Below are 23,780 nucleotides of genomic sequence, written 5' to 3'. Positions count from 1 at the left end.
AGTTGCAACCGATCATCGCCGAAGTGAAACGCTCGGTGCAGGACGCGCGCAACACCGCCGACCAGTCCTCGGCCATCGCGACTCAGACCAGCGCCGGCATGGAGCAGCAATACCGTCAGGTCGATCAGGTCGCCACCGCATCCCACGAAATGAGCGCCACCGCGCAGGATGTTGCGCGCAGTGCTGCGCAAGCCGCCGAAGCGGCCAAAGACGCCGACCGCGCCACCCGTCAGGGTCTGACCGTGATCGACCGCACCACCGCGAGCATCGACACCCTCGCCGCCGACATGAGCGCAGCGATGGTGCAGGTCGAAGGCCTGGCCGCCAACAGCGAGAAGATCGGTACCGTGCTGGAGACCATCCGCGCCATCGCCGAACAGACCAACCTGCTGGCGCTCAACGCGGCAATCGAAGCGGCGCGTGCCGGTGAAGCCGGGCGCGGTTTTGCCGTGGTCGCCGACGAAGTGCGCAACCTCGCCCGCCGCACGCAAGAGTCGGTGGAAGAAACCCGTCAGGTGATTGAACAACTGCAGACCGGCACCCAGGATGTGGTCGGTTCGATGGGCAACAGCCATCGTCAGGCGCAGGGCAGTGTCGAGCAGGTCGGTCAAGCGGTGACCGCACTGCGCCAGATCGGTGATGCGGTGACGGTGATCAGCGACATGAATCTGCAGATCGCCAGCGCGGCGGAAGAACAGAGCGCGGTGGCCGAGGAGATCAACAACAACGTGGCGACCATTCGCGACGTCACCGAGTCGCTGTCCGGACAGGCCAACGAGTCGGCGCGGGTCAGCCAGTCGCTGAACAGCCTGGCGAATCAGCAGCAGAGTCTGATGGATCAGTTCCGGGTCTGACTGCATCACCCTCGCCTGTAGGAGCTGCCGCAGGCTGCGATCTTTTGACTTTGATTTTTTAAAAACCAAGATCAAAAGATCGCAGCCTTCGGCAGCTCCTACAGGGGGTTTGTGGGGAACCGGGGTTAGCGTTTGGGCAACTCGATCACCACCTTCAACCCGCCCCACTCGCTCTCGCCCAGCACCAGCAACCCGCCCCACGTCTCGACAATATCCCGGACAATCCCCAGCCCCAGACCATGCCCGTCAGTCTGCTCGTCGAGCCGCGTGCCACGGCTGAACACCTGAGTGCGCTGTTCTTCGGGAATCCCCGGGCCATCGTCTTCCACGCTCAGGGCGAAGCCGTCCGTTCGTTCGATCACGCTCAGCCGCACCTCGGCATCCGCCCATTTGCAGGCGTTGTCCAACAGGTTGCCGAGCAGCTCCAGCAAGTCCTCGCGATCCCACGGCAATTGCAGCCCCGGCGGCGCGACGTAGCTCAACGCCAGATGCTCGCCGTGGATCATGTTCAGCGTCGCCAGCAGCCCCGGCAGTTCCGCATCACAATCAAACAGCGCGCCGGGCAGTGCATCACCGGATAAACGCGCCCGATTGAGTTCACGATTGAGCCGCTGCTGAACTTGCTCCAGTTGCTCCTTGAGGATCTTGCGCAGCTCCGGATGGGCGTCGAGTTTTTCGTTCGAGGCCAGACTCAGCAGCACCGCCAGCGGGGTCTTCAGCGCATGTCCCAGATTGCCCAATGCATTGCGCGAGCGCTTGAGACTGTCTTCGGTGTGCGCCAGCAAATGGTTGATCTGCGCCACCAGCGGCTCGAGCTCGACCGGCACCTGATCGTCCAGTTGCGAGCGCTGGCCCTGTTGCAACTGGGCGATCTGCTCGCGCGCGCGTTCCAGCGGCTTGAGCGCGCGACGCACCGTCAACCGTTGCAGCAGCAGAATCAGCAGCAAGCCGGCCAGGCCCAGCCCGAGGCCGATCTGGCGCATGCGCTGGAAACTCTCGCGCACCGGGGTGTAGTCCTGGGCGACGCTGATGGAGATTGACTGCCCCAAACGCCGATAATCCGAACGCAACACCAGCAACTGCTGACCGTCCGGCCCCAGTTGCAAATTGCTGTGCAAACCCGGGTGCTCCAGCAGTGGCAGATCCTGATCCCACAGCGAACGCGAGCGCCAGTGGCTGTCGGCAAAATCGATGCGGAAGTAATGCCCGGAAAACGGTCGCTGATAGGCCGGCGACAGGTGCCGCTCATCCAGTTGCAAACCTTGCGGGCCACGCACCAGCGCCACCAGCAGGCTTTCGCTGTCGTTGCGCAGGCCGGCTTCGAGATAACGCTGCAAACCGACTTCGAACAACCACAGGCTGGTTTGCGCCAGTACCAGGCCGACGATCACCATCACGCTGATCAAACCCAGGCTCAAACGGCGCTGGATCGACCTCACGAAGCCTGCCCGCCGAACAGGTAACCCTGGCCGCGACGGGTTTCGATCACCGATTTGCCGAGCTTGCGCCGCAGGTGGTTGACGTGGACTTCGAGGACGTTGGAGTCACGCTCGGTCTCGCCGTCGTAGAGGTGCTCGGCGAGGTGGGTTTTCGACAGGATCTGTTCCGGGTGCAGCATGAAATAACGCAGCAGGCGGAATTCGGCGGCGGTCAGCTGAATCTCGCTGCCGTCACGAATCACGCACTGGCGACCTTCGTCCAGATGCAGGCCGGCGGCCTTGAGCGTCGGCTGGTTGGCCTGGCCCTTGGAACGGCGCAGCAACGACTGCACGCGCAGGTGCAGCTCTTCAGGGTGAAACGGTTTGGTCAGGTAATCATCGGCGCCGGCCTTCAGGCCTTCGATGCGCTCGGCCCAGGAATCGCGGGCGGTAAGGATCAACACCGGGGTCGACAGGCCACCGGCGCGCCATTGCGCCAGCACCTCCAGCCCGGGAACGCCAGGCAGACCAAGGTCGAGAATGATCAGGTCATACGGCTCGCTGCTGCCCTGATACACCGCATCGCGTCCGTCCGCCAGCCAGTCCACCGCGTAGCCTTGGCGCTGCAGGCCGGCGATCAATTCGTCAGCCAGCGGCACGTGGTCTTCCACCAGAAGCAAACGCATCGGTCAATCTTCCTTGTCTTTAACTAATTCGCCAGTATCGGCCTTCAGGTGCAGCTCGCGCGCCACGCCCTCGACGGTCAGCAGCTCGACTTCATACACGTAGACGTCGTGCTTTTCCTCCAGCTCGACTTCCAGCAGTTTCGCGCCGGGGTAGCGATCCAGCGCCTGTTGCAGCACCTGCTCCAGCGGCAGGATCACCCCCTGCTGCCGCAGCCGCAGCGCCTCGTCCTGATCGAGATCGCGGGCCATCGCCGCCGAGCAAACAATCACAAGCGCCAACGCCGTGCGGCTGGTGGCGCGAACATTAACCTTCATTACGTATCCTGATGATCCTTGAGAACCTGCCCAGTCACCGCGTCTAATTCCAGATCCCACTCCAGCCCTTGTGGATCACGCATTTCGACCTGGTAGACGTACTTGCCGTACTGCTCTTCCAGCTCGGTATCGGTGATGGTCGACCCCGGATGTCTGGTCAGCGCCGTGGCGTTGAGCTTCTCGAAGGAGACGATAGTACCAGCGTCGCGAAGGCGCAGGGCTTCGTCGGGGCCAAGATCGCGGGCATGGGCGAGGTTGGCGGTCAGGCCGATGATCGCGGCAATGGACAGGGCAGTCAGGGTTTTCATGGATGTCTCCGTATTTTTATGTGCAGCTACGGTGGGCACCTTAGCGGGATCAACTTAACTGAAACTGAATTGCCATCATTGCCCTGCAGGAGCTGCCGCAGGCTGCGATCTTTTGATCTTGCCTTTAAAAATCAAAAGATCGCAGCCTGCGGCAGCTCCTACAGAGATCGGTAACATGTGCTTATAATTGTTCGCTTGCTAACGATCGAGACCGGTATGACTGCCATTCACATCAAGTTCCCCGCCCTCACCCTCAAGGCCGGCCCTCGGGCCATGGCGCGCATTCGTGCCGAAGGCCTGAACGCCGCCGACGTCGGCACCCTGCCCGGTGCGGCCGGAGGGCCGAAGGCGCTGGGGATTCAGGGGCTGGACCTGGCGTTGTTCGGCGAATGGCTGCCGAGCGCGCCGCGTGAGCGCTCGCTGATCGGTGCCTCGGTCGGTTCCTGGCGCTTCGCCAGCGCCTGCCTGCCGGACGCCGCTGAAGGCATCCGCCGCCTCGGCCAGTTGTACGCCGAGCAGAATTTCAACAAAGGCGTGACCATGGCCGAGATCAGCGCGAGCTCGCAGCGCATGCTCAATGACCTGCTCGACGGCCGCGACGCCAGCATCCTCAACAACGCCGACTACCGCCTGAACATCATGGTCGTGAAAAGCCACGGACGCCTGGCCGACGATCATCGCGGTCGCCTCGGCCTGGCGCTGGGCTCGGTGATCGCCGATAACCTGCGCGGTCGCGCACGGCTGTCGCGGCACTTCGAACGCCTGATCGTTCACGATCCGCGCCTCGCCCCACCGGTGAATGCGTTGAATGACTTTCCGTCACGCTTTGTCGCCCTCAATGCGGGCAACCTGCGCCAGGCGCTGCTGGCGTCCGGTTCGATCCCGATGGTCATGGAAGGCGTGCGCGACCTGCCGGGTGCCGGTGCCGGCACCTTCCGCGATGGCGGTCTGCTCGATTATCACCTCGACCTGCCCTACAGCGGCGATGGCATCGTGCTCTATCCACACTTCACCGACCGGGTGATCCCGGGTTGGTTTGACAAGACCCTGCCTTGGCGCCGCGCCTCGGTCGAGCGCTTGCAGGACGTGCTGTTACTGGCGCCTTCGAAGGACTATCTGGCGCGCCTGCCCTACGGCAAACTGCCGGATCGTAACGACTTCAAGCGCTTCATGGGCGATGCGCCGAGCCGGCAGAAATACTGGCACGCGGCGATGGACGAAAGCCGCCGCCTGGGCGACGAGTTTCTCGAATTGACCGCCAGCGGTCGCCTCGCCGAGCGCTTGCTGACCCTTTAGTCAGTGTTTTCCCGCATCGCCAAACACAAGCTGGTAAACTCGCCGCCTGCCCGAATCGCTGCGGCGAACGCCACCTGAACAGAGCCGAAATCACTGTGGAAATCTTCAAAGAGTTTACTTTCGAATCCGCCCACCGCCTGCCGCACGTCCCGGACGGCCACAAGTGCGGACGCCTGCACGGCCACTCGTTCAAGGTGGCGATTCACCTGAGCGGCGACCTCGATCCGCACACCGGCTGGATCCGCGATTTCTCCGAGATCAAGGCGATCTTCAAGCCGCTGTACGAACGTCTGGATCACAACTACCTGAACGACATTCCTGGCCTGGAAAACCCGACCAGCGAAGTGCTGGCCAAATTCATCTGGAATGAAATGAAGCCTCTGCTGCCGGAACTCAGCGCGATCCGCATTCACGAGACCTGCACCAGCGGTTGCATCTATCGCGGTGAATGATTGAACACAAATCCCCCTGTAGGAGCTGCCGCAGGCTGCGATCTTTTGATCTTGATCTTTAAAAACAAGATCAAAAGATCGCAGCCTGCGGCAGCTCCTACAGGGAAGAGTGTGTTGTCAGGGAAATAGAAAACAGCCTTCGCGGCTGTTTTTTTATGCCTATGCTTTTTGGCTCAAACCCGCCAAGAGGACAGGCCGATGACGGATTGGCAACTGGATCAGGTCTTCGATTTCAATGGGCATCCGGTGCGCCACGCCGTGCGCGGTGAAGGCCCGCCGCTGGTGTTCGTGCATGGCACGCCGTTTTCATCGTACGTGTGGCATCGCATCGCGCCGCATTTCTTTGCCAGTCACCGGGTGCATTATTTCGACCTGCTGGGTTACGGACGCTCCGCACAACCGGACGCCGACGTTTCCCTCGGCGTACAGAATCAACTTCTCGCGCAGTTGCTCGATCACTGGAACATCCAGCGCCCGGACGTAGTCGCCCATGACTTCGGCGGCGCCACCGCGTTGCGCACGCATTTGCTCAATGGCAAGGACTACCGCAGCCTGACGCTGATCGATCCGGTGGCGCTGACGCCATGGGGATCGCCGTTCGTGCAGCATGTGCGCAAGCATGAAGCGGCGTTCAGCGGCCTGCCGGATTACATTCAGCGCGCGATCGTCCCGACTTACATTCGCGGGGCGATTCACCGCGACATCCCGGACGCTGAACTGACGCCCTACGTGCAACCGTGGCTCGGCGATCCCGGGCAAGCGGCGTTCTATCGGCAGATTGCGCAGATGGACGAACGCTACACCTGCGAGGCCGAACCGCTGTACCCGAGCATCCGCTGCCCGGTGCAGATTCTCTGGGGTGAAGTCGATCAGTGGATTCCCATCGAACGGGGTCGGGCGTTATACCAGATGATCCCGGGATCACAATTTCACCCGATCCCCAACGCCGGCCACCTCGTTCAGGAGGACGCCCCGGAAGCGATCGTCGCTGCATTGCTCAGATTCCTCTGACCCAACACCCAGCCCTTGTGGGAGCGAGCCTGCTCGCGAAAGCGGAATATCAGCCATTGCAGATGTCGCCTGACTCGCCGCCTTCGCGAGCAGGCTCGCTCCCACTTTGGGCTCGGGTGCATTCGGTTGCACCGCTTTCGCGCCAATCCACGTGTCTCGTCTATACATAATCCGCGCCAACCGGATTTGGCACGACCACTGCAACCTGCTTCGCGTCCCCCCCTCTTCAGCAAGGAACGCCCCATGACGCAGAACGATCCCGGCAACGACTACCCCCTCAGCGAAGTCCCGATGCATGCGCGAAAAGGCCTGGCCTCGACCGCCATGGTGTTACTGGGATTCACATTTTTCACCGCAACCATGTTTGCCGGCGGCAAGCTCGGCGTGGCCTTCAATTTTGGCGAGATGATGGCGGTGATCATCGTCGGTAACCTGCTGCTCGGGCTGTACGCGGCAGGTCTGGGTTACATCGCCTTCAGAAGCGGCCTTAATTCGGTGCTGATGGGGCGTTTCTGTTTTGGTGAGGTCGGCAGCAAACTCAGTGACCTGATCCTGGGATTTACCCAGATCGGCTGGTACGCCTGGGGCACTGCAACCGCCGCGGTGGTGATTGGCAAATACTTCGCGCTGGAGCAAGGCACGGTGCTGGGCCTGATGGTGCTGTTCGGCCTGGGGTTCTGCGCCACGGCGTATGTCGGTTATCGCGGCCTGGAGATCCTCTCGTACATCGCGGTGCCGGCAATGATGTTGCTGCTGATGCTGTCGATGTGGGTGGCGACCGTGAAAGTCGGTGGCCTCGATGGGTTGCTGGCGGTGGTGCCGAGCGGTTCGCTGGACTGGTCGACCGCGATCACGCTGGTGTTCGGCACCTTCGTCAGCGGCGCGACGCAGGCCACCAACTGGACACGTTTCTCGCGCTCGGCACGGGTTGCCGTGCTGGCGAGCCTGATCGGTTTTTTCATCGGCAATGGCCTGATGGTGCTGATCGGTGCCTACGGCGCAATCGTCTATCAGCAGCCCGACGTGGTTGAAGTGTTGTTGCTGCAAGGCTTCGCCATGGCCGCGATGGCCATGCTGTTGCTGAATATCTGGAGCACCCAGGACAACACCATCTATAACTTCGCCGTCGCCGGTTGCAACCTGCTGCGCACCGGGCGGCGCAAGACCGTGACCCTGGCCGGCGCGGTGATCGGCACCCTGCTCGCGCTGCTGGGCATGTATGACATGCTGGTGCCGTACCTGATCCTGCTGGGCACGGTGATTCCACCGATTGGCGGGGTGATCATGGCCGACTTTTTCTTCCGCTGGCGCGGGCGCTATCCGCGTCTGGCCGACACACGGCTGCCGGCGTTCAACTGGCCGGGGCTGGGGGCTTACGCGGTCGGTACGCTCGCCGCGTTCCACTCGCCGTGGGTCGCGCCGCTGGTAGGGATTGCCGCCGCCGCGCTAACGTATGTCATCGTCACCGGCCTGCTCGGCGCCCGTCGCGCCAGTGCGCCACTACCAGACTTATAAGAAGGATTTGCCTGATGCACATCATCAACGCCCGACTGCGCAACCAGGAAGGTTTGCACGAATTGCACCTGGAAGACGGCCTGATCCGCAGCATCGGCCGCCAGACCGAAGCTCCGAGCCTCAACCCCGGCGACCTCGACGCCGGCGGCAATCTGGTGGTGCCGCCCTTTGTCGAGCCACACATCCACCTCGACGCCACGCTGACTGCTGGCGAACCGCGCTGGAACATGAGCGGCACGCTGTTCGAGGGCATCGAGTGCTGGGGCGAACGCAAGGTCACCATCACCGAAGAAGACACCAAAACCCGCGCCAGGAAGACCATTCAAGCCTTGGCCGCTCACGGCATTCAGCACGTGCGCACCCACGTCGACGTCACCGACCCGCAGCTCACCGCGCTGAAGGCGATGCTTGAAGTCCGTGAAGAAACCCGGCATCTGATCGACCTGCAAATCGTCGCGTTCCCACAGGAAGGCATCGAGTCGTACCGCAACGGTCGCGAGCTGATGGAAGAAGCGATTCGCATGGGCGCCGATGTGGTTGGCGGCATTCCGCATTTCGAGTACACCCGCGATCAGGGCGTCAGTTCGGTGAAGTTTCTGATGGACCTGGCCGAACGCACCGGTTGCCTGGTCGATGTGCATTGCGACGAAACCGATGACCCCCATTCGCGCTTTCTTGAGGTACTCGCCGAAGAGGCCCGCAGCCGCGACATGGGCGCGCGGGTCACGGCCAGCCACACCACGGCGATGGGCTCTTACGACAACGCTTACTGCGCGAAATTGTTCCGTTTGCTCGGTCATTCCGGGATCAGTTTCGTCTCGTGCCCGACCGAAAGCATTCACTTGCAGGGGCGTTTCGACAACTTCCCGAAACGCCGGGGCGTGACCCGGGTCAACGAGCTGCTGGAGGCCGGGATGAACGTGTGTTTTGGCCAGGATTCAATCGTCGATCCGTGGTACCCGCTGGGCAATGGCAACATCCTGCGCGTACTCGAAGCCGGGTTGCACATCTGCCATATGCTCGGCTACCGGAATCTGCAGAATGCGCTGGACCTGGTCACCGACAACAGCGCCAAAGCCATGCATCTGGGCGAACGTTATGGACTGGAACAGGGGCGCCCGGCCAACCTGCTGATTCTGTCGGCGGACAGCGATTACGAAGTGATCCGCAGCCAGGGGCTGCCGCTGTATTCGATTCGTGACGGAAAAGTGCTGATGCAGCGGAAAATGCCGGTGGTGGAGTTCAGCAGCCCTCTTGATTGACCGCCATTTCCTGTAGGAGCTGCCGCAGGCTGCGATCTTTATTTTTGATTCTAAAAACAAGATCAAAAGATCGCAGCCTGCGGCAGCTCCTACAGAATGCTCGCGATCCTGCATGGCTATGCATTGCCCTGTGGGAGCTGGCTTGCCAGCGAAGGCAATCACCGCTTCAACCGATCAAGCGAGCCGTGCCAAACAACCTGACCCGCATCAATTCGCCCCGCTCTTCTTCAAGCAACACCGGCGCCGTCCCGCCCGGCATGACGACGTGCACCTCCCCGCTCGCCACCCAACCCACTGCCCATGCGGCACAGGCCACTGCACTGGCGCTGGTACCGGAAGACGCCGTCGGTCCTTCACCACGCTCGAACACTCGGGCGACGATGCGCTGCGCTGACTCAAGCGCGGCCCATTGCAGATTGACGCCCGCCGGGCATGGCTGGCCGGCGCCCGTCGGCATCGCGTAGGCGATTCGGGTCAGGCCTTCGGCCCATGGCGATTGGCGCATTTGAGAGTTGCTCGGCAATTCGGCGATGTCGGTCAACAACGTTACGCAATGCGGATTGCCGATGCGCACGAACTGACTGTGCTGCCACGCGGAATCGAGTTGTGCCAATGGTGCTACGTGGCTCACCTCATGACCATTGAACACGCACTTTTCAACCTGCTGCGCACCCACCGCTGAAGGCCCGAAGCCCGGTTGACCAAGGTCCAGCCAGAAACCGTTCACGCCTTCGACTACGGCCGGTTTCACCGAGGTTTCCACGGCAACACCCTTGTCGTGATGCACTCGCAGCGACGACCCTTCCGGCGGCATCAGCCCTTGCTCCAGCAACGACTGGGAAAAAATTGTCAGGCCATTGCCACTGCGCTCGGCCAAGGTGCCGTCAGTGTTGACGATCAGCACGTCGAACGGCGGCGCTGACTGGAACGGGCCGATCAACAGACCGTCGCTGCGGTGCGCCTTGCTCCCCGCCGGACGCTGGCCCTCGGGCCAGTCGCAACACAGGGCAATGGCCGCCTGACTCCAGGACGGTCTCGACACCGCACACTGCGCGGCTCCCATCGGCAAATCGATCCCCGACTCACGAAGTGCCTGCGGCGAAATCACCCCGTATATATTGCCCCGCGCATCGTAGAACTGCGTCATCACCGCCCCTGTTCGTCTTGTGGAAGCACTCACTTTAAACCGCGATCCCCTGTCGGCGTGAGCCTGCTCGCGATAACGGGCTGTCAGGCGCCCTGTTCATTGCCTGATCCACCGCTATCGCGAACAGTCTCATGCCTACAGGTTAGGATGTCGGCTGCCCCGCCCCGAGACCTGCGATCGAACCTCGCCGCGCGATGACTGTCATTCGGGGGACGCGACGTTTTTTGCCAAGGATCGATATGACCAGCCTCAACCCCAAAGACACTTTCGTCCCCGGACGCCTGCAGCAGATGTCGACGCGCATCGCTTTCTTCATCGCCGGCCTGGGCATTGCCGCGTGGGCGCCATTGGTGCCGTACGCCAAGGCCCGCGCCGGGCTCGACGAAGGTACGTTGGGCCTGCTGCTGTTATGCCTCGGCGTCGGCTCGATTCTCGCAATGCCGCTGGCGGGGATTCTCGCCACGCGCTTCGGCTGCCGCAAAGTCGCCACCGGCGGCACCCTGCTGATCTGCGCGGCGCTGCCGTTGCTGGCGACGGTATCGTCGGTTCCGGCGCTGATCGCCACGCTGTTCATGTTCGGTGCCGGTCTGGGCACGGTGGATTCGACCGTCAACCTGCAAGCGGTGATCGTCGAAAGGGCCAGCGGCAAGCACATGATGTCGGGCTTTCATGGCCTGTTCAGCCTTGGCGGGATTGTCGGCGCAGCGGGGGTCAGTGCCCTGCTCGGCCTCGGTCTGACGCCGCTGGCAGCGATGCTGGTAGTGGTAGCGGTGTTGGCCGGCGCGCTGTTCAAGTGTGTACCGCACATGTTGCCGTACGGCAGTGAAAGCTCGGGACCCGCCTTCGCCATTCCCCACGGCATTGTGCTGTTCATCGGCGGCATGTGCTTCATCGTGTTCCTCACCGAAGGCGCGGCGCTGGACTGGAGTGCGGTGTTTCTTGCGCAGGAGCGCGGGATCGACACGGCGTACGCGGGATTGGGTTATGCGGCGTTTGCATTGACCATGACGGCCGGACGTTTGATGGGTGACCGGATCGTGCGGACTGTCGGTGCAACGCGGATCATTCTGTTTGGTGGCCTGTTGGCAGCTGCAGGTCTGTTTCTGGCGACATTCGCGCCGAACTGGGAAGCGGCATTGGTCGGTTACGCACTGGTGGGTGCGGGTTGTTCGAACATCGTGCCCGTGCTGTACACGGCGGTGGGCAAGCAGACGGTGATGCCGGAGAGCATCGCGGTGCCAGCCATTACCACCCTGGGCTACGCAGGGATTCTGGCGGGACCGGCGGTGATCGGCTTTGTCGCGCATGCCAGCAGTCTGAGTTTTGCCTTCGGGTTGATGGCGCTGCTGTTGGTGGCCGTCGCCATCGGCGGCAAAGTCCTCAAGGTCTGAACCCCATCATTGTGGCGAGGGAGCTTGCTCCCGCCGGGTTGCGGAGCGCCCCCAAAAAATCGGGCCTGCTGCGCAGTCCAGCGGCAGCAAGCTCCCTCGCCAGAGGGTCAGGCGTTATCAGAAACCGACACTGGCCTGTACAAAGAATGTCCGTGGCGCACCGACATACATCCCCGAGTTGTTGTCGCTGGAACGGGTGAAATACTGCTTGTCGAAGACGTTTTTCACCCCGGCGCCGAGCTTCAGGTTCGACACCTGCGGCCCGAAGTCATACCCGCCGCGCACGTTCCACGTCATGTAGCCGGGAATATCGCCGTACTGCCCGTCTGCCGAGCCTTCGGTGATGTAATTGCCGTTGAAGCTGCCGTCGGCGTTCATGCCGGTGCCAGGGGCGCGCTGTTTGGACTGGGCGAAACCGTCGATGTTGTAGGTCCAGCGGTTGATGTCGTAACGCAGCCCCACGGTCGCCACCTGCCGCGAATAGAAAGGCAGATCACGGCCCTTGAAGCCCGGAATCTCACCCTCGTAGGTCGCGCGGGTGTAAGTGAAACCGGCGTTGGCGGTCAGCCCGTCAAGGCGTGGATCGAGCGCGGCCATGTCGTAATGCACCGACGCTTCGATGCCCTGATGCTTGGTCGCGCCGAGGTTGGTCCAGCCGACATCGTTGCTGATGTATTGCAGTTCGTCATCGAAGTCGATGTAGAACAGCGTCACTTCCCCGCCCCACACGTCATCGTTGTAGCGTGTGCCGATCTCGTAGGTCTTGGCCTTTTCCGGCTCCAGGCCGTTGGCGGTCTGGTCACCCGAGCCGCCCTGGCCGAGCTGGAAATACTGCAGGCTGCCAAACGAGGTTTCGTAGTTGGCGAACAGTTTCCATGCATCCGACAGGTGATACATCACGCTCAGTGCCGGCAACGGTTCGTTGCTTTCGATGCTGCGGTTTTTCTCCGGCACGCGCTTGCCTGCGGTGTCGAGCACGGCGCGGTCATGCCAGTCGGTGCTGATATGTTCGAAGCGAATGCCCGGGGTGATGGTCCAGTTGCCGACGTCGATCTTGTTGTCGACGTACACCGAGTTGGCTTCGGTGCCACCGGTGCGGTCCTGGAACACATGGCCATCGGAGGTCGGGGTGACCACCGGCTGATTGTTGACCAGCGCCAGACGGCTCGACTGCTCGTGCATCGCCTCTTTCAGGTAGCGATAACCGACGCTGACTTCCTGAGTGGTCGGGCCGACATCAAACACCCGCGACACACGCGGTTCGACACCGAGGGTGTAGTAGGAACGCGGGTACGAGCTGAGGGTTCTCTGGTCGCGGGCGGCGATGGTGCTGCCGCGAAAGCTGTCGGTGTAATAGGTCAGGATTTCTGCCTGGGTACGCTCGTCGATCTGGCGAATCCACTTGAACGATACGTCCTTGCGCCGACCGCTGAAGTTGTCGTAATCGCGCACCGAGTCGTACGGCTTGTCGTCGTACTGTTTCTGCGTCAGACCGCCGGGCATGTCGGCGCTGGCGTCGTAGTAATGGAAGTTGAGGCTGAAATCGTCCTGATCGGTCGGCGCCCAGTGCGTCTTGAGCAGCACATCGTCGATGTCGTTACCGTTGTTGCGCTCGCGGTAACCGTTGCCGTTGACCCCGGAATACAACAACGCCACACCCATGCCATTGTCGGCGGTGCCGCCGAGGAACGCCGTGTCGATGTGTTTCCAGCCGCCGTAACGGGAGGTTTCCAGGGTGGTGCCGATTTCCCCGGTGGCTTTTTCCGGGATGGCGCGGGTGACGAAGTTGATCACGCCGCCGACGTTCTGCGGCCCATAACGCACGGAACCGGCGCCACGCACCACATCGATGCTGTCGAGATTGCCGGAAGAGATCGGTGCCATCGACAGTTGCGGCTGGCCATACGGTGCGAACGCGGCCGGCACGCCGTCGATCAACACCGTGGAGCGTGGCGACAGTCTTGAAGTCAGACCACGCACGCCAACGTTCAGCGCGATGTCGCTGCCGCCGGTGCCGTTGGAGTCCTGCACCTGCACCCCGGGCACGCGCTTGAGCACATCACTGACGTTCATCGCGCCCTGCTCGACCATGGCTTCGCGGCGGATCACCGTACGCGCACCCGGGTGGTTCTGCACCACCGCAGCGTCGGCGTCACCGAGCCAGTCGCCGACCACTTTGATGTCGGTCACGCCCAGTTCCAGCGGGCCATTGCTGGCAGCGGTCGCGGCCGGTGCAAGGGTCACCGAGCCCTCATTGATCTGATACTCCAGGCCGCTGCCCTGCAACAACTGACGCAGCGCCTGCTCGGGAGAAAGGTTGCCGTCGACCGCTGGTGCCTGTTTGCCAGCAACCAGCTCCGGGCTGAAGAAAACCTGCAGCGAAGTTTGCTGGCCGAGTTCGCTCAGGGCCTGGCCCAGCGGCTGGGCGCGGATGTGAATGGCTTCAGCGGCGAAGGCCAGCGGTACGGCGGCATTGACCGCCAGCGCGAGAGCCAGCGGCAGCCAAGGGGATTTTTTGTTGTGGGCTGAGGTGTTTTTCACGTCGAACGTAGTCCTGTGGATCGCAAGAGTGTGCGTCTGTTAATGCAAACCAGTTGCAGTTGAACAGGAAGACGATGAACTCGAAAAAAACCTGAATGTTATTTGGAAATTATTTCCTGACTGCCATCGGCCAGGGTGCGTACGGCCACCGGCAGGATGTTTGGCAAGGCCTTGAGCAAGGCGTCGGTATTGTCGGATTTGAACACGCTGGTCAGGCGCAGGTTGGCCACCGTCGTGTTGGCGACCTTCAGCGGTTTGTCGCGATAACGCGAAACCTCCGCCACCACTTCGCTGAGGCTGGCGTTGTTGAACACCAGTCTGCCGCTGCGCCATGCCGTCAGTTCGACGGGGTTGACCGCATAGGCCGCAGCGACTTTGCCCTCGGCGTCGACATGGGTGCCGAAGCCTGCGGTCAGGTTGATGAAAGCATTGTCCGGTGCATTGCGCCCCTGCACCTTGACCGTGCCCTGCTCCACCGCAACCCGGGTTTGCGTGGCATCGCGGCGCACATCGAAACGGGTCCCGGTGACCGTGACCTTGCCACTACCGGTCTCGACCACGAACGGTCGCGCGGTGTCGTGCTGAACGCTGAACATCGCTTCACCTTCACTCAATTCGATGAGGCGCCGATCCTGCTCAAAACGCACCTGCAGACGGCTGCGGCTGTTCAGATCAATCACTGAACCGTCCGGCAACGCCACATGCTTGCGTTCGCCCAGCGCCGTGGCGAACTCGGCGTGATAGCCGCCCGGATGATTCAAACCACTGAACAGACCGAGCCCGAGCGCCACCGCCAACACGCTGGCGGCCACGGCATAACGCAGTAAAGGACGTCGTTCGCGGCGGGTTGACGGTGTTTCAACAAGCGCTTTGAGGCGTGGCGCCGGTAACAGATCGGCGGCGGTCCACAGGCCTTGCAGCAACTGGAATTCATCACGGTGCTGCGGATGCTGGTTCAGCCAGGCGTCGAAGCGCTGCTGCTCGTCGGCACTGATCAGCGGTTCCTGCAAACGCACAAACCAGCGTGCCGCCTCATCGCGCACCGTTGTTTGCCCGCACGCGCAATCACGGGTATCCATCATGGAATGTCCTGTCGGGCTGGGGATGAAAAGCGGCGGCCGCTCATGACTGCATGCCATCGAGACGGTCGCGCAGGTGCCGCAGGGTGCGAATCATATATTTTTCGACCATGTTCCTGGACAGTCCCAGGCGTTCGGCGATTTCGGCCTGAGTCAGCCCTTCGATCTTCTGCCAGACGAAAATCCTCCGGCAATTGAGCGGCAGTTCCTGCAGCGCCCGTTCGATGGAGTCGGCCAACTGGATCGCCTGCATGTAATGCTCCGGGTCGCCGGTTGACGACACACTGTGATCGATCGCCTGCGACTCCATGGCTTCCCGCCGATCCTCACGCCGATAACCGTCGACCGCGATATTGCGTGCGGTCTGGTGCAGATACGCCCGTGGCTGCTGCACCGCTGCCGAATCGGATTCGAGCACCCGCACAAAGGTGTCGTGCGCCAGATCCTCGGCCTGCGCGCGATTGCGCAGGCGCCGGGTCCAGGTGCCGATCAACTCTTCGTAATGCTCGAAAAAGCCGGGTCTGCGGGGCAGCATGGGGTTCATGACAGCGTGCTGGGGGAAAGAGGCGTGAATAGTAATGCTTCCTATTAAGCCCGGCAATTCATTCCTTGGAGACGCTCGATTCAAGGGTAATCGTCAGTAAAAACGCGCCTTCCCCCACCTATTGTGTAAAATGCCGCCCGGGTGCCACCGCAACAACGCGGCAGGGCAGGTTTAATTCAGCGCAGGTCGGGCCGCCGCGCGGAGTTCCCGTGCCTATGAGCCACGATCCGTCACGCCTGCAGGCTGCCCCTGCCCGTCAGCAGTCGCCGTCTGCTTTGGCCTTTCTTTCCCGATTTTTCGCCGCCGAGTCCGCCGGTGGCCTGATCCTGATGGCCGCCGCCCTCGCCGCGCTGCTGGTCGCCAATTCGCCTTGGGCGGCCACCTACTTCTCGACCCTGCACATCAAAGTCGCTGGTCTGTCGATCGAGCATTGGGTGAATGATGGCCTGATGGCGATCTTCTTCATGCTGGTGGGCCTGGAGATCAAGCGCGAAATGCTCGCCGGTCAGTTGTCGACCTGGGGGCAGCGCGCGCTGCCGGGCTTTGCCGCGCTGGGCGGGATGCTGGTGCCCGCCCTGATCTACGTCGCGATCAACTGGGGCAATCCGCAGACCCTCAGCGGTTGGGCGATCCCCGCAGCCACCGACATTGCTTTCGCTCTGGGCGTACTGTCGCTGCTGGGCAAACGGGTGCCAGTGTCGCTGAAAATTTTCCTCTCCGCGCTGGCCATTCTTGATGATCTGGGTGCAGTGGTGATCATCGCGATTTTCTACACCAGCGGCCTGTCGATAAGCATGCTGTTGGCCTCGTTGGCGGTGATCGCATTGCTGGTGATCCTCAACCGCTGCGGCGTCAGAAAGCTGTGGCCGTACCTGATCGCTGGCGCCCTGCTGTGGTTCTTCATGCTGCAATCGGGGATCCACGCGACTCTCGCCGGGGTGATTCTGGCCCTGTGCATTCCGCTGGGTAACCCGGAAGACGAGCACAACTCGCCGCTGCTCTACCTCGAAGAAAAAATGCATCCGTGGGTGGCGTTCGCCGTGGTGCCGATCTTCGGCTTCGCCAACGCGGGCGTGTCATTGAGCGGCATTTCCCCGAGCAACCTGCTTGAGCCGGTGCCGCTGGGCGTCGCGTTGGGCCTGTTGTTCGGCAAGCAGATCGGCATCCTCGGCCTCGGCGCCCTGGCGATTCGCAGTGGTCTGGCGCAACTGCCGCAAGGCGCGAGCTGGCTGCAACTGTACGGCGTCGCCCTGCTCTGCGGGATCGGCTTCACCATGAGCCTGTTCATTGGCGCACTGGCCTTTCCGGGCGCGCCGCATCTGGTTGATTCGGTGAAGGTCGGTGTGTTGCTGGGTTCGATCCTGTCGGCGCTGCTGGCGGTGGTCGTGCTGATGAATGCGGGTAAGGCGAAGGCGTCGAACTGACCTCAAGGTCTCATCGAAATAAATAACAATGTGGGAGCGAGCCTGCTCGCGAAGGCGCTGGTTCAGTCAACAGTTTCGCTGACTGAACTGACGCTATCGCGAGCAGGCTCACTCCCACAGTTTTTATAGCAGTGCTGCTCAGCCTTTTTCGTCAATCCCGGCCTGCAGGGTCTGGCTGTCCAGATTGCCACTCAGGGTCACCGGACCGACTTTCAGGTGGCCGTTATCGAACGACACCTTCGGTGCGTTCTCCTCGGCTTTCTGCGGCAGGTCCAGTCCGGCTTTCACGCCGTATTCACGGTTGACCAAGTCACGGCTACCGACCTTTGAACCGCCCAGATCGACCTTGCCTTCAGCCGATGAAATCCGCGCGCCGGTCAGCTGTGTCGCGCCGTCCACCGCAAGGTTCACACCCTGATTGCCACTGATGCCGGACGCCTGCGCCACGCTGTCCTTGTGCGCGTATTCGCCCTGCGCCTTCAGCGTTGGTTTGTAGTCGGTGCCGGCGAGTTTTTCTTTGTCACTCGGCGGATTCTTCTTCGCGGTCAGGCCCAGATCGACATCGACCCTGGCTTGCGTCTTCGAGTCCTGACGGCTGTCGACGGTCAGGTCACCGGCAACCTTGCCACTGACAGTGTTCGCGTCGATCCGCGCGCCCGACAGTTGTGCATCGCCTGCGCTGTTGAGGACCACGCTGTCAGCCTTGATCTGGCTGTTCTGCTGAGTGGTGCCTTGCAGGTAATCGACGCCGACCTTGGCCCCGGCGTTGAAGCCGTGGTCGCTGCTGGCCTTCTCATCGGCAGCGGTCGGAGTCTTGCTGCTCAGGTTGCCACCGGCATTCAGCGCGACGTTCCAGTTGTTGCGCGTCTCGGTGGATTGCGCCGACTCCTGAACCAAACCGCCCTTCTGCGCATTGATGCTGACGTTCGGCGCGCTGACTTGCGTGCCTTGCAAGTGCACCGCATCACCGCTCAACACGACGTTACTCTGGCTGTTGAGCTGACCACCGGTCAGGGTTTGCGAGTGTTCGTTGACCCGACCGATGTTGAAGTTGCCGCTCAGATTAGCGCCCTGATCGCGACTCTTCTCGCTGCTGGATTTGCTGCCGCCGCCCTTCAAACCGCCGCCGAGATTGCTGCCGGTCGCGGTGTGCGTATCGGTGGCCGCTTGCAGATCAAGCTTGCCGTCAGCGTGCAGATCGATGCCGCCGGCACTGTCGATCTTCGTGCCTTGCTGAACCTGATTGCCGCCGCTGCTCAGTTGCACCGGGCCAATGCCGCTGATGCTCGCGACGTGAGCCTGAGTGTCAGTGGTCTGCTTGCCGGTATGGTCTAGCTGGAAGCCAGCGCCGAGATCGACGTTGGTGGCGTCGGTGCCCGGCAAGGTGCCGACCGTCAGCGAGCCGTTGCCGCGCAGGCTGGAGTCGCTGCTGCTCTGGCGGTCACTGGCCTGATTCAGCGCCAGATCGCCGCCGGTCTTGATGCTCACACCGCCCTGCCCGCCGTCGAAACGGCTGCCAGCGAACTGCGCATCTGCGCCAACGTTGATGTTCACGCCCTGATTGCCGGCATACCCGCCGACCACCGCCGTACTGCTGTCCTTGCTGCTGTAGCTGTTGCCGCCCGCACCGCTGCCGGCGACGTTCACGTCTTCGCCGGTCTTGGTGTAAACGCGCACGTCGACCTTGGCATCGACTGAGTTATCGGTGCTGCCGTGAGTGTTGCTCGCGGCATCGGCAACCAGTTTGTCGACGCTGATGTTGACCTTGCCGTTGCTCGCGCTGTACTGAGTGCCCTGGTCGTGCAGGGTGCCGGCGGTTTTCACCTCGACGCTGCTTCCGTCGAAACGACTGACCACGGCGTTGCTGCTCTGCTCGGTCTTGTCAGCGCTGCCGTGACCGATCGCCACGTCGAGGCCGACGTTTGGCTGGCCGAGATTGCTCAGGGCTTCCTTGTCCGGCACCTTGCCGTTGAGCACATCCTTGACCGCACCGGCAATCGGGCGGGCGATGTCCTTGTACTCGACATTGGCGCCGATGTCCGCCGACCAGTTGCTCTGGTTATGGCTGCTGCTTTCGGTGTTGCTGGCGGCGCGGTTGTCGATTTCGTTGGCCGCGACGTTCAGACCGTTGCCAGCCTTGACCTGCGCGCCTTCGGTCACCAGCCTGTCGGCGTTGAGGGTCAAGCCGCCGCTGCTCTGCACGCTGGTGGTTTGCGCGGTGGTTTTGCTGCTGCTGTCTTGCGTGGTGCTGTGGGCAAAATCGACACCACTGCCGGCGCGGTCGAGACCACCGGTGTAGTAGAAACCACCGCCGGTGCTGGAGGTATCGGTCGAAGTTTTGTGGCTGTCCTGTTCGGCCAGCAACGACACATTATTGCCGCTCAGTGTGGTGTCGCCGGCCGTGGATTTGACTTCACCGCCCTTGATGGTCAGATCGCCGCCGGCCTTTACCTGCACGCTGGCGCCGCTGAGGCTGGAGCCTTGCTGGTTGACGTCGTTGCGGGTGACGGTCTGCTGCTTGTCTTCGTAGTGCACCCCGGCGCGGTATTGCTCCGGCGTTTGCTCTTTGGCGTAGGCATCGAAGCCACGGGTCTCGGTGGTAGAGCTGCTGTCGTGGCTGTTCTGCGTGGAATGCACGTTCACATCACCCGCTGCGTCCGCCGTCAGCGCGCCGCCAGCCTTGACCGTGGAGCCGGCCACTTCGATGTCCTTGGCGCTTTTGAGCTTGAGGTTGCTGTCGGAAACCAGCTCGCTGCGCACCGTGGTGTTGTCCCTGGCGTTCTGCCGCGATTCGTCCTTGGTGATGCCGAAGAACTTGCTGTCCTTGTCGTGGTTGTTGCTGTGCGAGGTGTCCTGCACGCCGTCGATCACCAGCGAACCCTGATCACTGATCACGCTGGCCTCGGTGCCGCCACGGACCTGGCTGCCGCTGATGCGCACATCATCAGCCTTGACGATCAGTTTGCCGGCCGCATCGATTTTGCTGCCCTGATGTCGGGTCTGGCCCTTGTCGGCGTCTCCGGTCTTGCCGAAGAATCCGCCACCAACCAGGTCGCCTGAGTAGCTGTTGTTATTACTGCGACTGCTGCGCGTGGCGGTGGTGACGTCCACTTGCTTGCCCGCCAGTTTCACATCGCCGGCGCTGTTCAGTTCGGCGCCTTCGGAACGCAACAACGCGGCGGTTTGCAGCGCGATATTGCCACCCTTCAACTGGCTGCCAAGGCTGCGCTGTTCTTCGCTGCTGTTGTTCCAGTCGGCCTTCCACAGATGCTTGCGATGGTTGCCCTGATCGGTCTGAGTGTGGCGTTCGGTGGCCGCAGTCAGGCGCAGATCACCGCCGCTGTGCACATCGAGATTTTTCGCCGCTTCAACCTTGGCGGCTTTGAGTTCGGTGTCTTTGCCGGAAGACAATTTCGCATCGCGGCTGGCGACGATCTGGCTGCCGTGCTGGCGAGTTTCACTGTCGGTCTGGGTGCGGTCGTAGGTTTCCCAGGTGATGCCGATGGTGCTGTTGCTCCAGTTTTCGCGCTTTTCCTGAAGCTTGTGGCTTTCGACGGTACTCAAGGTCAGGTTGCGCTTGGCATTGACGCTGACATCGCGACCACTGACGTCGGTGGCGGCCAATGTCAGATCGTTGCCGCTGTGCAGGCCGACATCGCCCTGACTGCTGCGAATGCCGGCACGGGTCACGTCGAGGCTGTTGGGGATCGCTTCACCGCTGACGCTGAGGTCGCCAGCCGAACGGATCTGCACGCCGTCACGCCCGGCCACTTGTACCGCGCCCACACGCACGCCCGCGCCTTCGGCGGTGCTGACGATATTGATGCGCCCGGCCTGCATCGCACCGAACAGGCTGGCGTCGATGCGTTGATCGGTGGTGTTGCCCACCGGGTCCACGGTTTTTACCTGACCGCTGGCGTAATCCACCTGATTGCGTCCGACCGTGAGGTTCAGTTGATCGCGGGCGTCGATGCGGCCCTGGCTGTCGATACGCGGGGCAATCAGGTTGACCGAACCCTCGGCATTACGCAGGCCGCCACTCTGAATCTGCAACTGACCGCTGGCGTTGCGGGTGTTCAGCGCTTGCAGTTTGCCGTCGTTTAATTCAGGACGACCGACCAGCAGACTGGCGTTCGGCGTGTTGATGAAACTGCCGCCGTTCACCGAGATGCCGTTGGGGTTGGCCAGCACGTAATCGGCGGCGCGGCCGAAGATTTCCTGGGCGCCATTGATCGCCGAAGGGTTACGGCTGATCACCTCGTTGAGGATCACGCTCGCCGCCTGCCCCTGCAGTTGCGGGTTGGCCGCCAGTTGCCCGGCGAGCTGCGATTGCCCGGCCTGCAAGGCGTTATTCAGCACCAGACCCTGACGGTCGACGTTGTAGTCGAGGAACTGGTTATGCGACAGACCCGAGCCGTTGGGCGCGACGATATTGACGATGGGCACGCCGCCCTGGGTCTGCAATTGCGCGGTGCCGCCGGGGCCGGGTGCGACCACCACACCGCCGGCGATAGCGGTCGGCAGGTGCACGGCGAAGAACAGGCTGGCGATCGCCCAGCGCAGTTTGCCCCGAGGAGAAAGATGAAATGCAAAGGTGTGTGCTGGCATAAAAACGTCTCCATGTAAGTACGGCATCACGGCGCGCGATTGAGTGTTGGCCGTGGCTGTCGCGCTCAGATCCGACGGCTGTTTGTTCACTGCTTGATGAGTCTCGGTGGTGCTCATATCTGCAACCCCACGCGCATCAGCCAGGTCTCTGGCTCGTGCTGCAATCCGTTGGGGGTGTTGAGGGCGCGCTGGTAGTCGACGTCCACTTGCAGATTCTTCCAGCCCAGATTCAGCCCGACGCTGGCGCCGCTCAGGCGTTGGCCCTGGGCACCGTGATCGGCCTTGAGCCAGCCGTTGTCCAGCGCCACGCGCGGGGTGATCTGCAGCGGCCAGTCGTTGCGCAGGGGCAGACGCAAGGTGTTGCGCCAGATCGCGCCGCTGGCAGCGGATGCGCTGTTGACCCGATAGCCGCGCACTGCCGAATCGTCGGTGCCGAGCAACTGTTCGATGGCCGGCAACGGGTCGGGGCTGTATTGCAGATTGAGCTGACTCTGCCACTGCCACGCTTGCGCGCCGAACTGGCCGTTGCGCCATTGGCTGAGGCCAGCGCGGTACTTGCGAAATTGCGCTTTGGGCAGGTTGTTGACCGCGTGATGGGCGTCGTCATCGGCGCCCAGCCAGCGCAGGCCTTGCGAGTAGGTGAAGTCGAGGTTCCACACCGCACGGTCGAGCCAGAACAGATTGAGTCCGGCTTCGGCCACGGTCAGAGTCGGGCTTTGAATGCCCAGACGGACATTTTCCAGATAGCTGTCGACGTCCTTGTGCGCCAGTTGCAGGTTGGCGCTGAGCTGGCGGCTCTGGTCGCGCCACAACACGCGGTCGGCGCGCAGGCTCAGTTGATCGTTGATGCCGGTGCTGTACAAGGTCGCGCTGGGCAGTTTGAACGGCGCACGATACTCGGCGTGGCTGGCGAACGCGCTGTAGGTCCAGTAGCCGTAGGGAATCGCGTAATACAGGCTGGCGTTGCGACTGTAGCGGTCGCCCTGATTCAACGTGTCGCTGGCGCTGAGGCTCAGCAGGTCGTTGAGTTGCAACGGACTGTCGAAGCTCAGGCTGACGCTGTTGCGATCCCGCCCGGTGCTGGCGCTGCCGAGGTTGTCCATGCCCAGCCCCAACGCCCAGCGCGACTGTCCGGAAGTGCGCGAGCGCAGGATGATTCGCGACGCGCCAGGCTGGCTGCCGGGGGCGATGTCGGCGGTCAGGTCAAGCGAGCGCAAGCGGTTCAACTGATCGAGGCCTTGCTCCAGATCGCGCAGGTTCAGCGGCTGGCCGAGCATGTGCGGGAACGCGCCGCCCAGCGAAACGGGCAGGCTCTGATCGGCCAGTTCGATCGACTCGATGTAGCCTTCGTCCACCATGATGTCCAGCGACTGCCCCGCCGCCGGCGCACTCAGCAGGTACGGGCGACTGGCGATGTAGCCCTGCTCGACATAGATCGCGGTGATGGTCGCCAGCAAATGATTGATCTGGCCGACGCCCATGCACGGCGCCAGCAGCGGTTTGATCCGGGCGTTGAGCTTGTCGCCGTCGAGCAGCGTAACGCCGCCGATGCGCGTGCCGCTTAGTGGCCAGCAGCGTTCATCGGGGGTGACGGTTTGCGGGATGGCCGGCGTGGCCGGTGCCGGACCGAACGCACCGCGCTCCAGTTGGCGCTTGCGTTGTTCCATCTGCAGTTGTTGCAGATCGCGCTGTTGCTGTTGCTGCTGGCGCAGCGCTTCCTGGCCCGGCGCAACAGGGTCAGCCGCTTGAATCGAGGAGGCACACACACTCAACACAAAGGCCGACAACAGCGGGCAAAGCGTGAAGCGACGACGAGAAACAGCGCAAAGCAAATACGGCACGCAACATCCTTGCAAGCATGAAATGGCGTAATGCCACTTCATCAATGCGAGTGATAGTCAGAGCCTTCCTACACAAATGCAAGACGCT

At 62.3% G+C, this 23,780-nt stretch carries 18 protein-coding genes; 8 read left to right on the top strand and 10 right to left on the bottom strand.

The window, feature by feature from the left end; translation table 11 throughout:
- Positions 1–98: 98 nt before the first annotated feature.
- Positions 99–854: a methyl-accepting chemotaxis protein gene (locus tag AC193Q_RS02380; RefSeq protein ID WP_371262551.1), complete on the top strand. Its 756-nt coding sequence runs from the start codon at positions 99–101 to the stop codon at positions 852–854.
- Positions 855–979: 125 nt separating this feature from the next.
- On the opposite strand, the gene AC193Q_RS02375 is transcribed toward AC193Q_RS02380, so the two are convergent.
- Genes AC193Q_RS02375 through AC193Q_RS02360 form a run of 4 tightly spaced genes read right to left on the bottom strand, consistent with a single transcriptional unit; the run spans position 980 to position 3,581 of the window.
- Positions 980–2,293 carry a sensor histidine kinase gene (locus tag AC193Q_RS02375; RefSeq protein WP_483879105.1) on the bottom strand — a complete coding sequence of 438 codons (1,314 nt, stop codon included), beginning with the start codon at positions 2,291–2,293 and terminating at the stop codon, positions 980–982.
- A complete protein-coding gene (locus AC193Q_RS02370) occupies positions 2,290–2,958 on the bottom strand; it encodes a response regulator transcription factor (RefSeq protein WP_041070845.1) in 669 nt (222 codons plus the stop codon). The genes AC193Q_RS02375 and AC193Q_RS02370 overlap by 4 nt, the downstream gene beginning before the upstream one ends.
- A gap of 3 nt (positions 2,959–2,961) precedes the next feature.
- On the bottom strand, positions 2,962–3,273 hold the full coding sequence (locus AC193Q_RS02365) for a PepSY domain-containing protein (protein WP_041070842.1): 312 nt from the start codon (positions 3,271–3,273) through the stop codon (positions 2,962–2,964).
- Positions 3,273–3,581 carry a PepSY domain-containing protein gene (locus AC193Q_RS02360; protein WP_108182228.1) on the bottom strand — a complete coding sequence of 103 codons (309 nt, stop codon included), beginning with the start codon at positions 3,579–3,581 and terminating at the stop codon, positions 3,273–3,275. The genes AC193Q_RS02365 and AC193Q_RS02360 overlap by 1 nt, the downstream gene beginning before the upstream one ends.
- A 216-nt stretch (positions 3,582–3,797) precedes the next feature.
- Here AC193Q_RS02360 and AC193Q_RS02355 point away from each other — a divergent pair, with 216 nt between their 5' ends.
- The 5 genes from AC193Q_RS02355 (at position 3,798) to codA (ending at position 9,117) form a co-directional block, all read left to right on the top strand.
- Positions 3,798–4,877, top strand: a complete 1,080-nt coding sequence (locus tag AC193Q_RS02355; protein ID WP_047295142.1) for a patatin-like phospholipase family protein — start codon at positions 3,798–3,800, stop codon at positions 4,875–4,877.
- Between the two features lie 95 nt (positions 4,878–4,972).
- Positions 4,973–5,329 carry a 6-carboxytetrahydropterin synthase QueD gene (queD, locus tag AC193Q_RS02350; RefSeq protein WP_003223505.1) on the top strand — a complete coding sequence of 119 codons (357 nt, stop codon included), beginning with the start codon at positions 4,973–4,975 and terminating at the stop codon, positions 5,327–5,329.
- Between the two features lie 198 nt (positions 5,330–5,527).
- Positions 5,528–6,340 carry an alpha/beta fold hydrolase gene (locus AC193Q_RS02345; RefSeq protein ID WP_483879104.1) on the top strand — a complete coding sequence of 271 codons (813 nt, stop codon included), beginning with the start codon at positions 5,528–5,530 and terminating at the stop codon, positions 6,338–6,340.
- 243 nt (positions 6,341–6,583) lie between these two features.
- The gene (gene codB / locus AC193Q_RS02340; protein WP_483879103.1) at positions 6,584–7,855 is read left to right on the top strand and encodes a cytosine permease; all 1,272 of its coding nucleotides are present in this window, start codon (positions 6,584–6,586) and stop codon (positions 7,853–7,855) included.
- Between the two features lie 14 nt (positions 7,856–7,869).
- Positions 7,870–9,117: a cytosine deaminase gene (codA, locus tag AC193Q_RS02335; protein ID WP_047295146.1), complete on the top strand. Its 1,248-nt coding sequence runs from the start codon at positions 7,870–7,872 to the stop codon at positions 9,115–9,117.
- Positions 9,118–9,283: 166 nt separating this feature from the next.
- On the opposite strand, the gene AC193Q_RS02330 is transcribed toward codA, so the two are convergent.
- Positions 9,284–10,264, bottom strand: coding sequence for a diaminopimelate epimerase (locus AC193Q_RS02330; protein WP_121184620.1), 981 nt, complete (start codon positions 10,262–10,264; stop codon positions 9,284–9,286).
- Between the two features lie 239 nt (positions 10,265–10,503).
- On the opposite strand from AC193Q_RS02330, the gene AC193Q_RS02325 reads away from it, so the two are divergent.
- Positions 10,504–11,655, top strand: a complete 1,152-nt coding sequence (locus AC193Q_RS02325) for an MFS transporter (protein ID WP_121184618.1) — start codon at positions 10,504–10,506, stop codon at positions 11,653–11,655.
- A 117-nt stretch (positions 11,656–11,772) separates the two neighbouring features.
- On the opposite strand, the gene AC193Q_RS02320 is transcribed toward AC193Q_RS02325, so the two are convergent.
- The 3 genes from AC193Q_RS02320 to AC193Q_RS02310 all read right to left on the bottom strand — a co-directional run bounded on the left by AC193Q_RS02320 (position 11,773) and on the right by AC193Q_RS02310 (position 15,819).
- Entirely contained in the window at positions 11,773–14,196 is a 2,424-nt protein-coding gene (locus tag AC193Q_RS02320) for a TonB-dependent receptor (RefSeq protein WP_121184614.1), read from the bottom strand.
- 98 nt (positions 14,197–14,294) lie between these two features.
- Entirely contained in the window at positions 14,295–15,278 is a 984-nt protein-coding gene (locus AC193Q_RS02315) for a FecR family protein (RefSeq protein ID WP_095667028.1), read from the bottom strand.
- A 40-nt stretch (positions 15,279–15,318) separates the two neighbouring features.
- Entirely contained in the window at positions 15,319–15,819 is a 501-nt protein-coding gene (locus AC193Q_RS02310; RefSeq protein ID WP_047295156.1) for a sigma-70 family RNA polymerase sigma factor, read from the bottom strand.
- A 215-nt stretch (positions 15,820–16,034) separates the two neighbouring features.
- On the opposite strand from AC193Q_RS02310, the gene nhaA reads away from it, so the two are divergent.
- A complete protein-coding gene (gene nhaA, locus AC193Q_RS02305; protein WP_095667029.1) occupies positions 16,035–17,243 on the top strand; it encodes a Na+/H+ antiporter NhaA in 1,209 nt (402 codons plus the stop codon).
- Positions 17,244–17,381: 138 nt separating this feature from the next.
- Here the strand turns inward: nhaA and AC193Q_RS02300 are convergent, their stop codons facing one another.
- Complete coding sequence (locus AC193Q_RS02300) at positions 17,382–21,851, bottom strand: hemagglutinin repeat-containing protein (protein ID WP_121184612.1); 4,470 nt, start codon at positions 21,849–21,851, stop codon at positions 17,382–17,384.
- A 113-nt stretch (positions 21,852–21,964) separates the two neighbouring features.
- A complete protein-coding gene (locus tag AC193Q_RS02295; protein ID WP_121184609.1) occupies positions 21,965–23,692 on the bottom strand; it encodes a ShlB/FhaC/HecB family hemolysin secretion/activation protein in 1,728 nt (575 codons plus the stop codon).
- Positions 23,693–23,780 lie beyond the last annotated feature (88 nt).

This window comes from Pseudomonas sp. F2 (assembly GCF_057174385.1).
This window is presented reverse-complemented; position numbering and strand designations above follow the sequence as displayed.

Excerpts from the sequence above, each read along its gene's own strand:
- AC193Q_RS02345 (WP_483879104.1), top strand. The coding sequence starts at position 5,528 with ATGACGGATTGGCAACTGGATCAGGTCTTCGATTTCAATGGGCATCCG.
- AC193Q_RS02310 (WP_047295156.1), bottom strand. The coding sequence starts at position 15,819 with ATGAACCCCATGCTGCCCCGCAGACCCGGCTTTTTCGAGCATTACGAA.
- AC193Q_RS02365 (WP_041070842.1), bottom strand. The coding sequence starts at position 3,273 with ATGAAGGTTAATGTTCGCGCCACCAGCCGCACGGCGTTGGCGCTTGTG.
- AC193Q_RS02330 (WP_121184620.1), bottom strand. The coding sequence starts at position 10,264 with ATGACGCAGTTCTACGATGCGCGGGGCAATATATACGGGGTGATTTCG.
- AC193Q_RS02380 (WP_371262551.1), top strand. The coding sequence starts at position 99 with ATGGAGCAGCAATACCGTCAGGTCGATCAGGTCGCCACCGCATCCCAC.
- AC193Q_RS02315 (WP_095667028.1), bottom strand. The coding sequence starts at position 15,278 with ATGATGGATACCCGTGATTGCGCGTGCGGGCAAACAACGGTGCGCGAT.
- codA (WP_047295146.1), top strand. The coding sequence starts at position 7,870 with ATGCACATCATCAACGCCCGACTGCGCAACCAGGAAGGTTTGCACGAA.
- AC193Q_RS02370 (WP_041070845.1), bottom strand. The coding sequence starts at position 2,958 with ATGCGTTTGCTTCTGGTGGAAGACCACGTGCCGCTGGCTGACGAATTG.
- AC193Q_RS02355 (WP_047295142.1), top strand. The coding sequence starts at position 3,798 with ATGACTGCCATTCACATCAAGTTCCCCGCCCTCACCCTCAAGGCCGGC.
- codB (WP_483879103.1), top strand. The coding sequence starts at position 6,584 with ATGACGCAGAACGATCCCGGCAACGACTACCCCCTCAGCGAAGTCCCG.
- AC193Q_RS02300 (WP_121184612.1), bottom strand. The coding sequence starts at position 21,851 with ATGCCAGCACACACCTTTGCATTTCATCTTTCTCCTCGGGGCAAACTG.
- AC193Q_RS02325 (WP_121184618.1), top strand. The coding sequence starts at position 10,504 with ATGACCAGCCTCAACCCCAAAGACACTTTCGTCCCCGGACGCCTGCAG.
- nhaA (WP_095667029.1), top strand. The coding sequence starts at position 16,035 with ATGAGCCACGATCCGTCACGCCTGCAGGCTGCCCCTGCCCGTCAGCAG.
- AC193Q_RS02360 (WP_108182228.1), bottom strand. The coding sequence starts at position 3,581 with ATGAAAACCCTGACTGCCCTGTCCATTGCCGCGATCATCGGCCTGACC.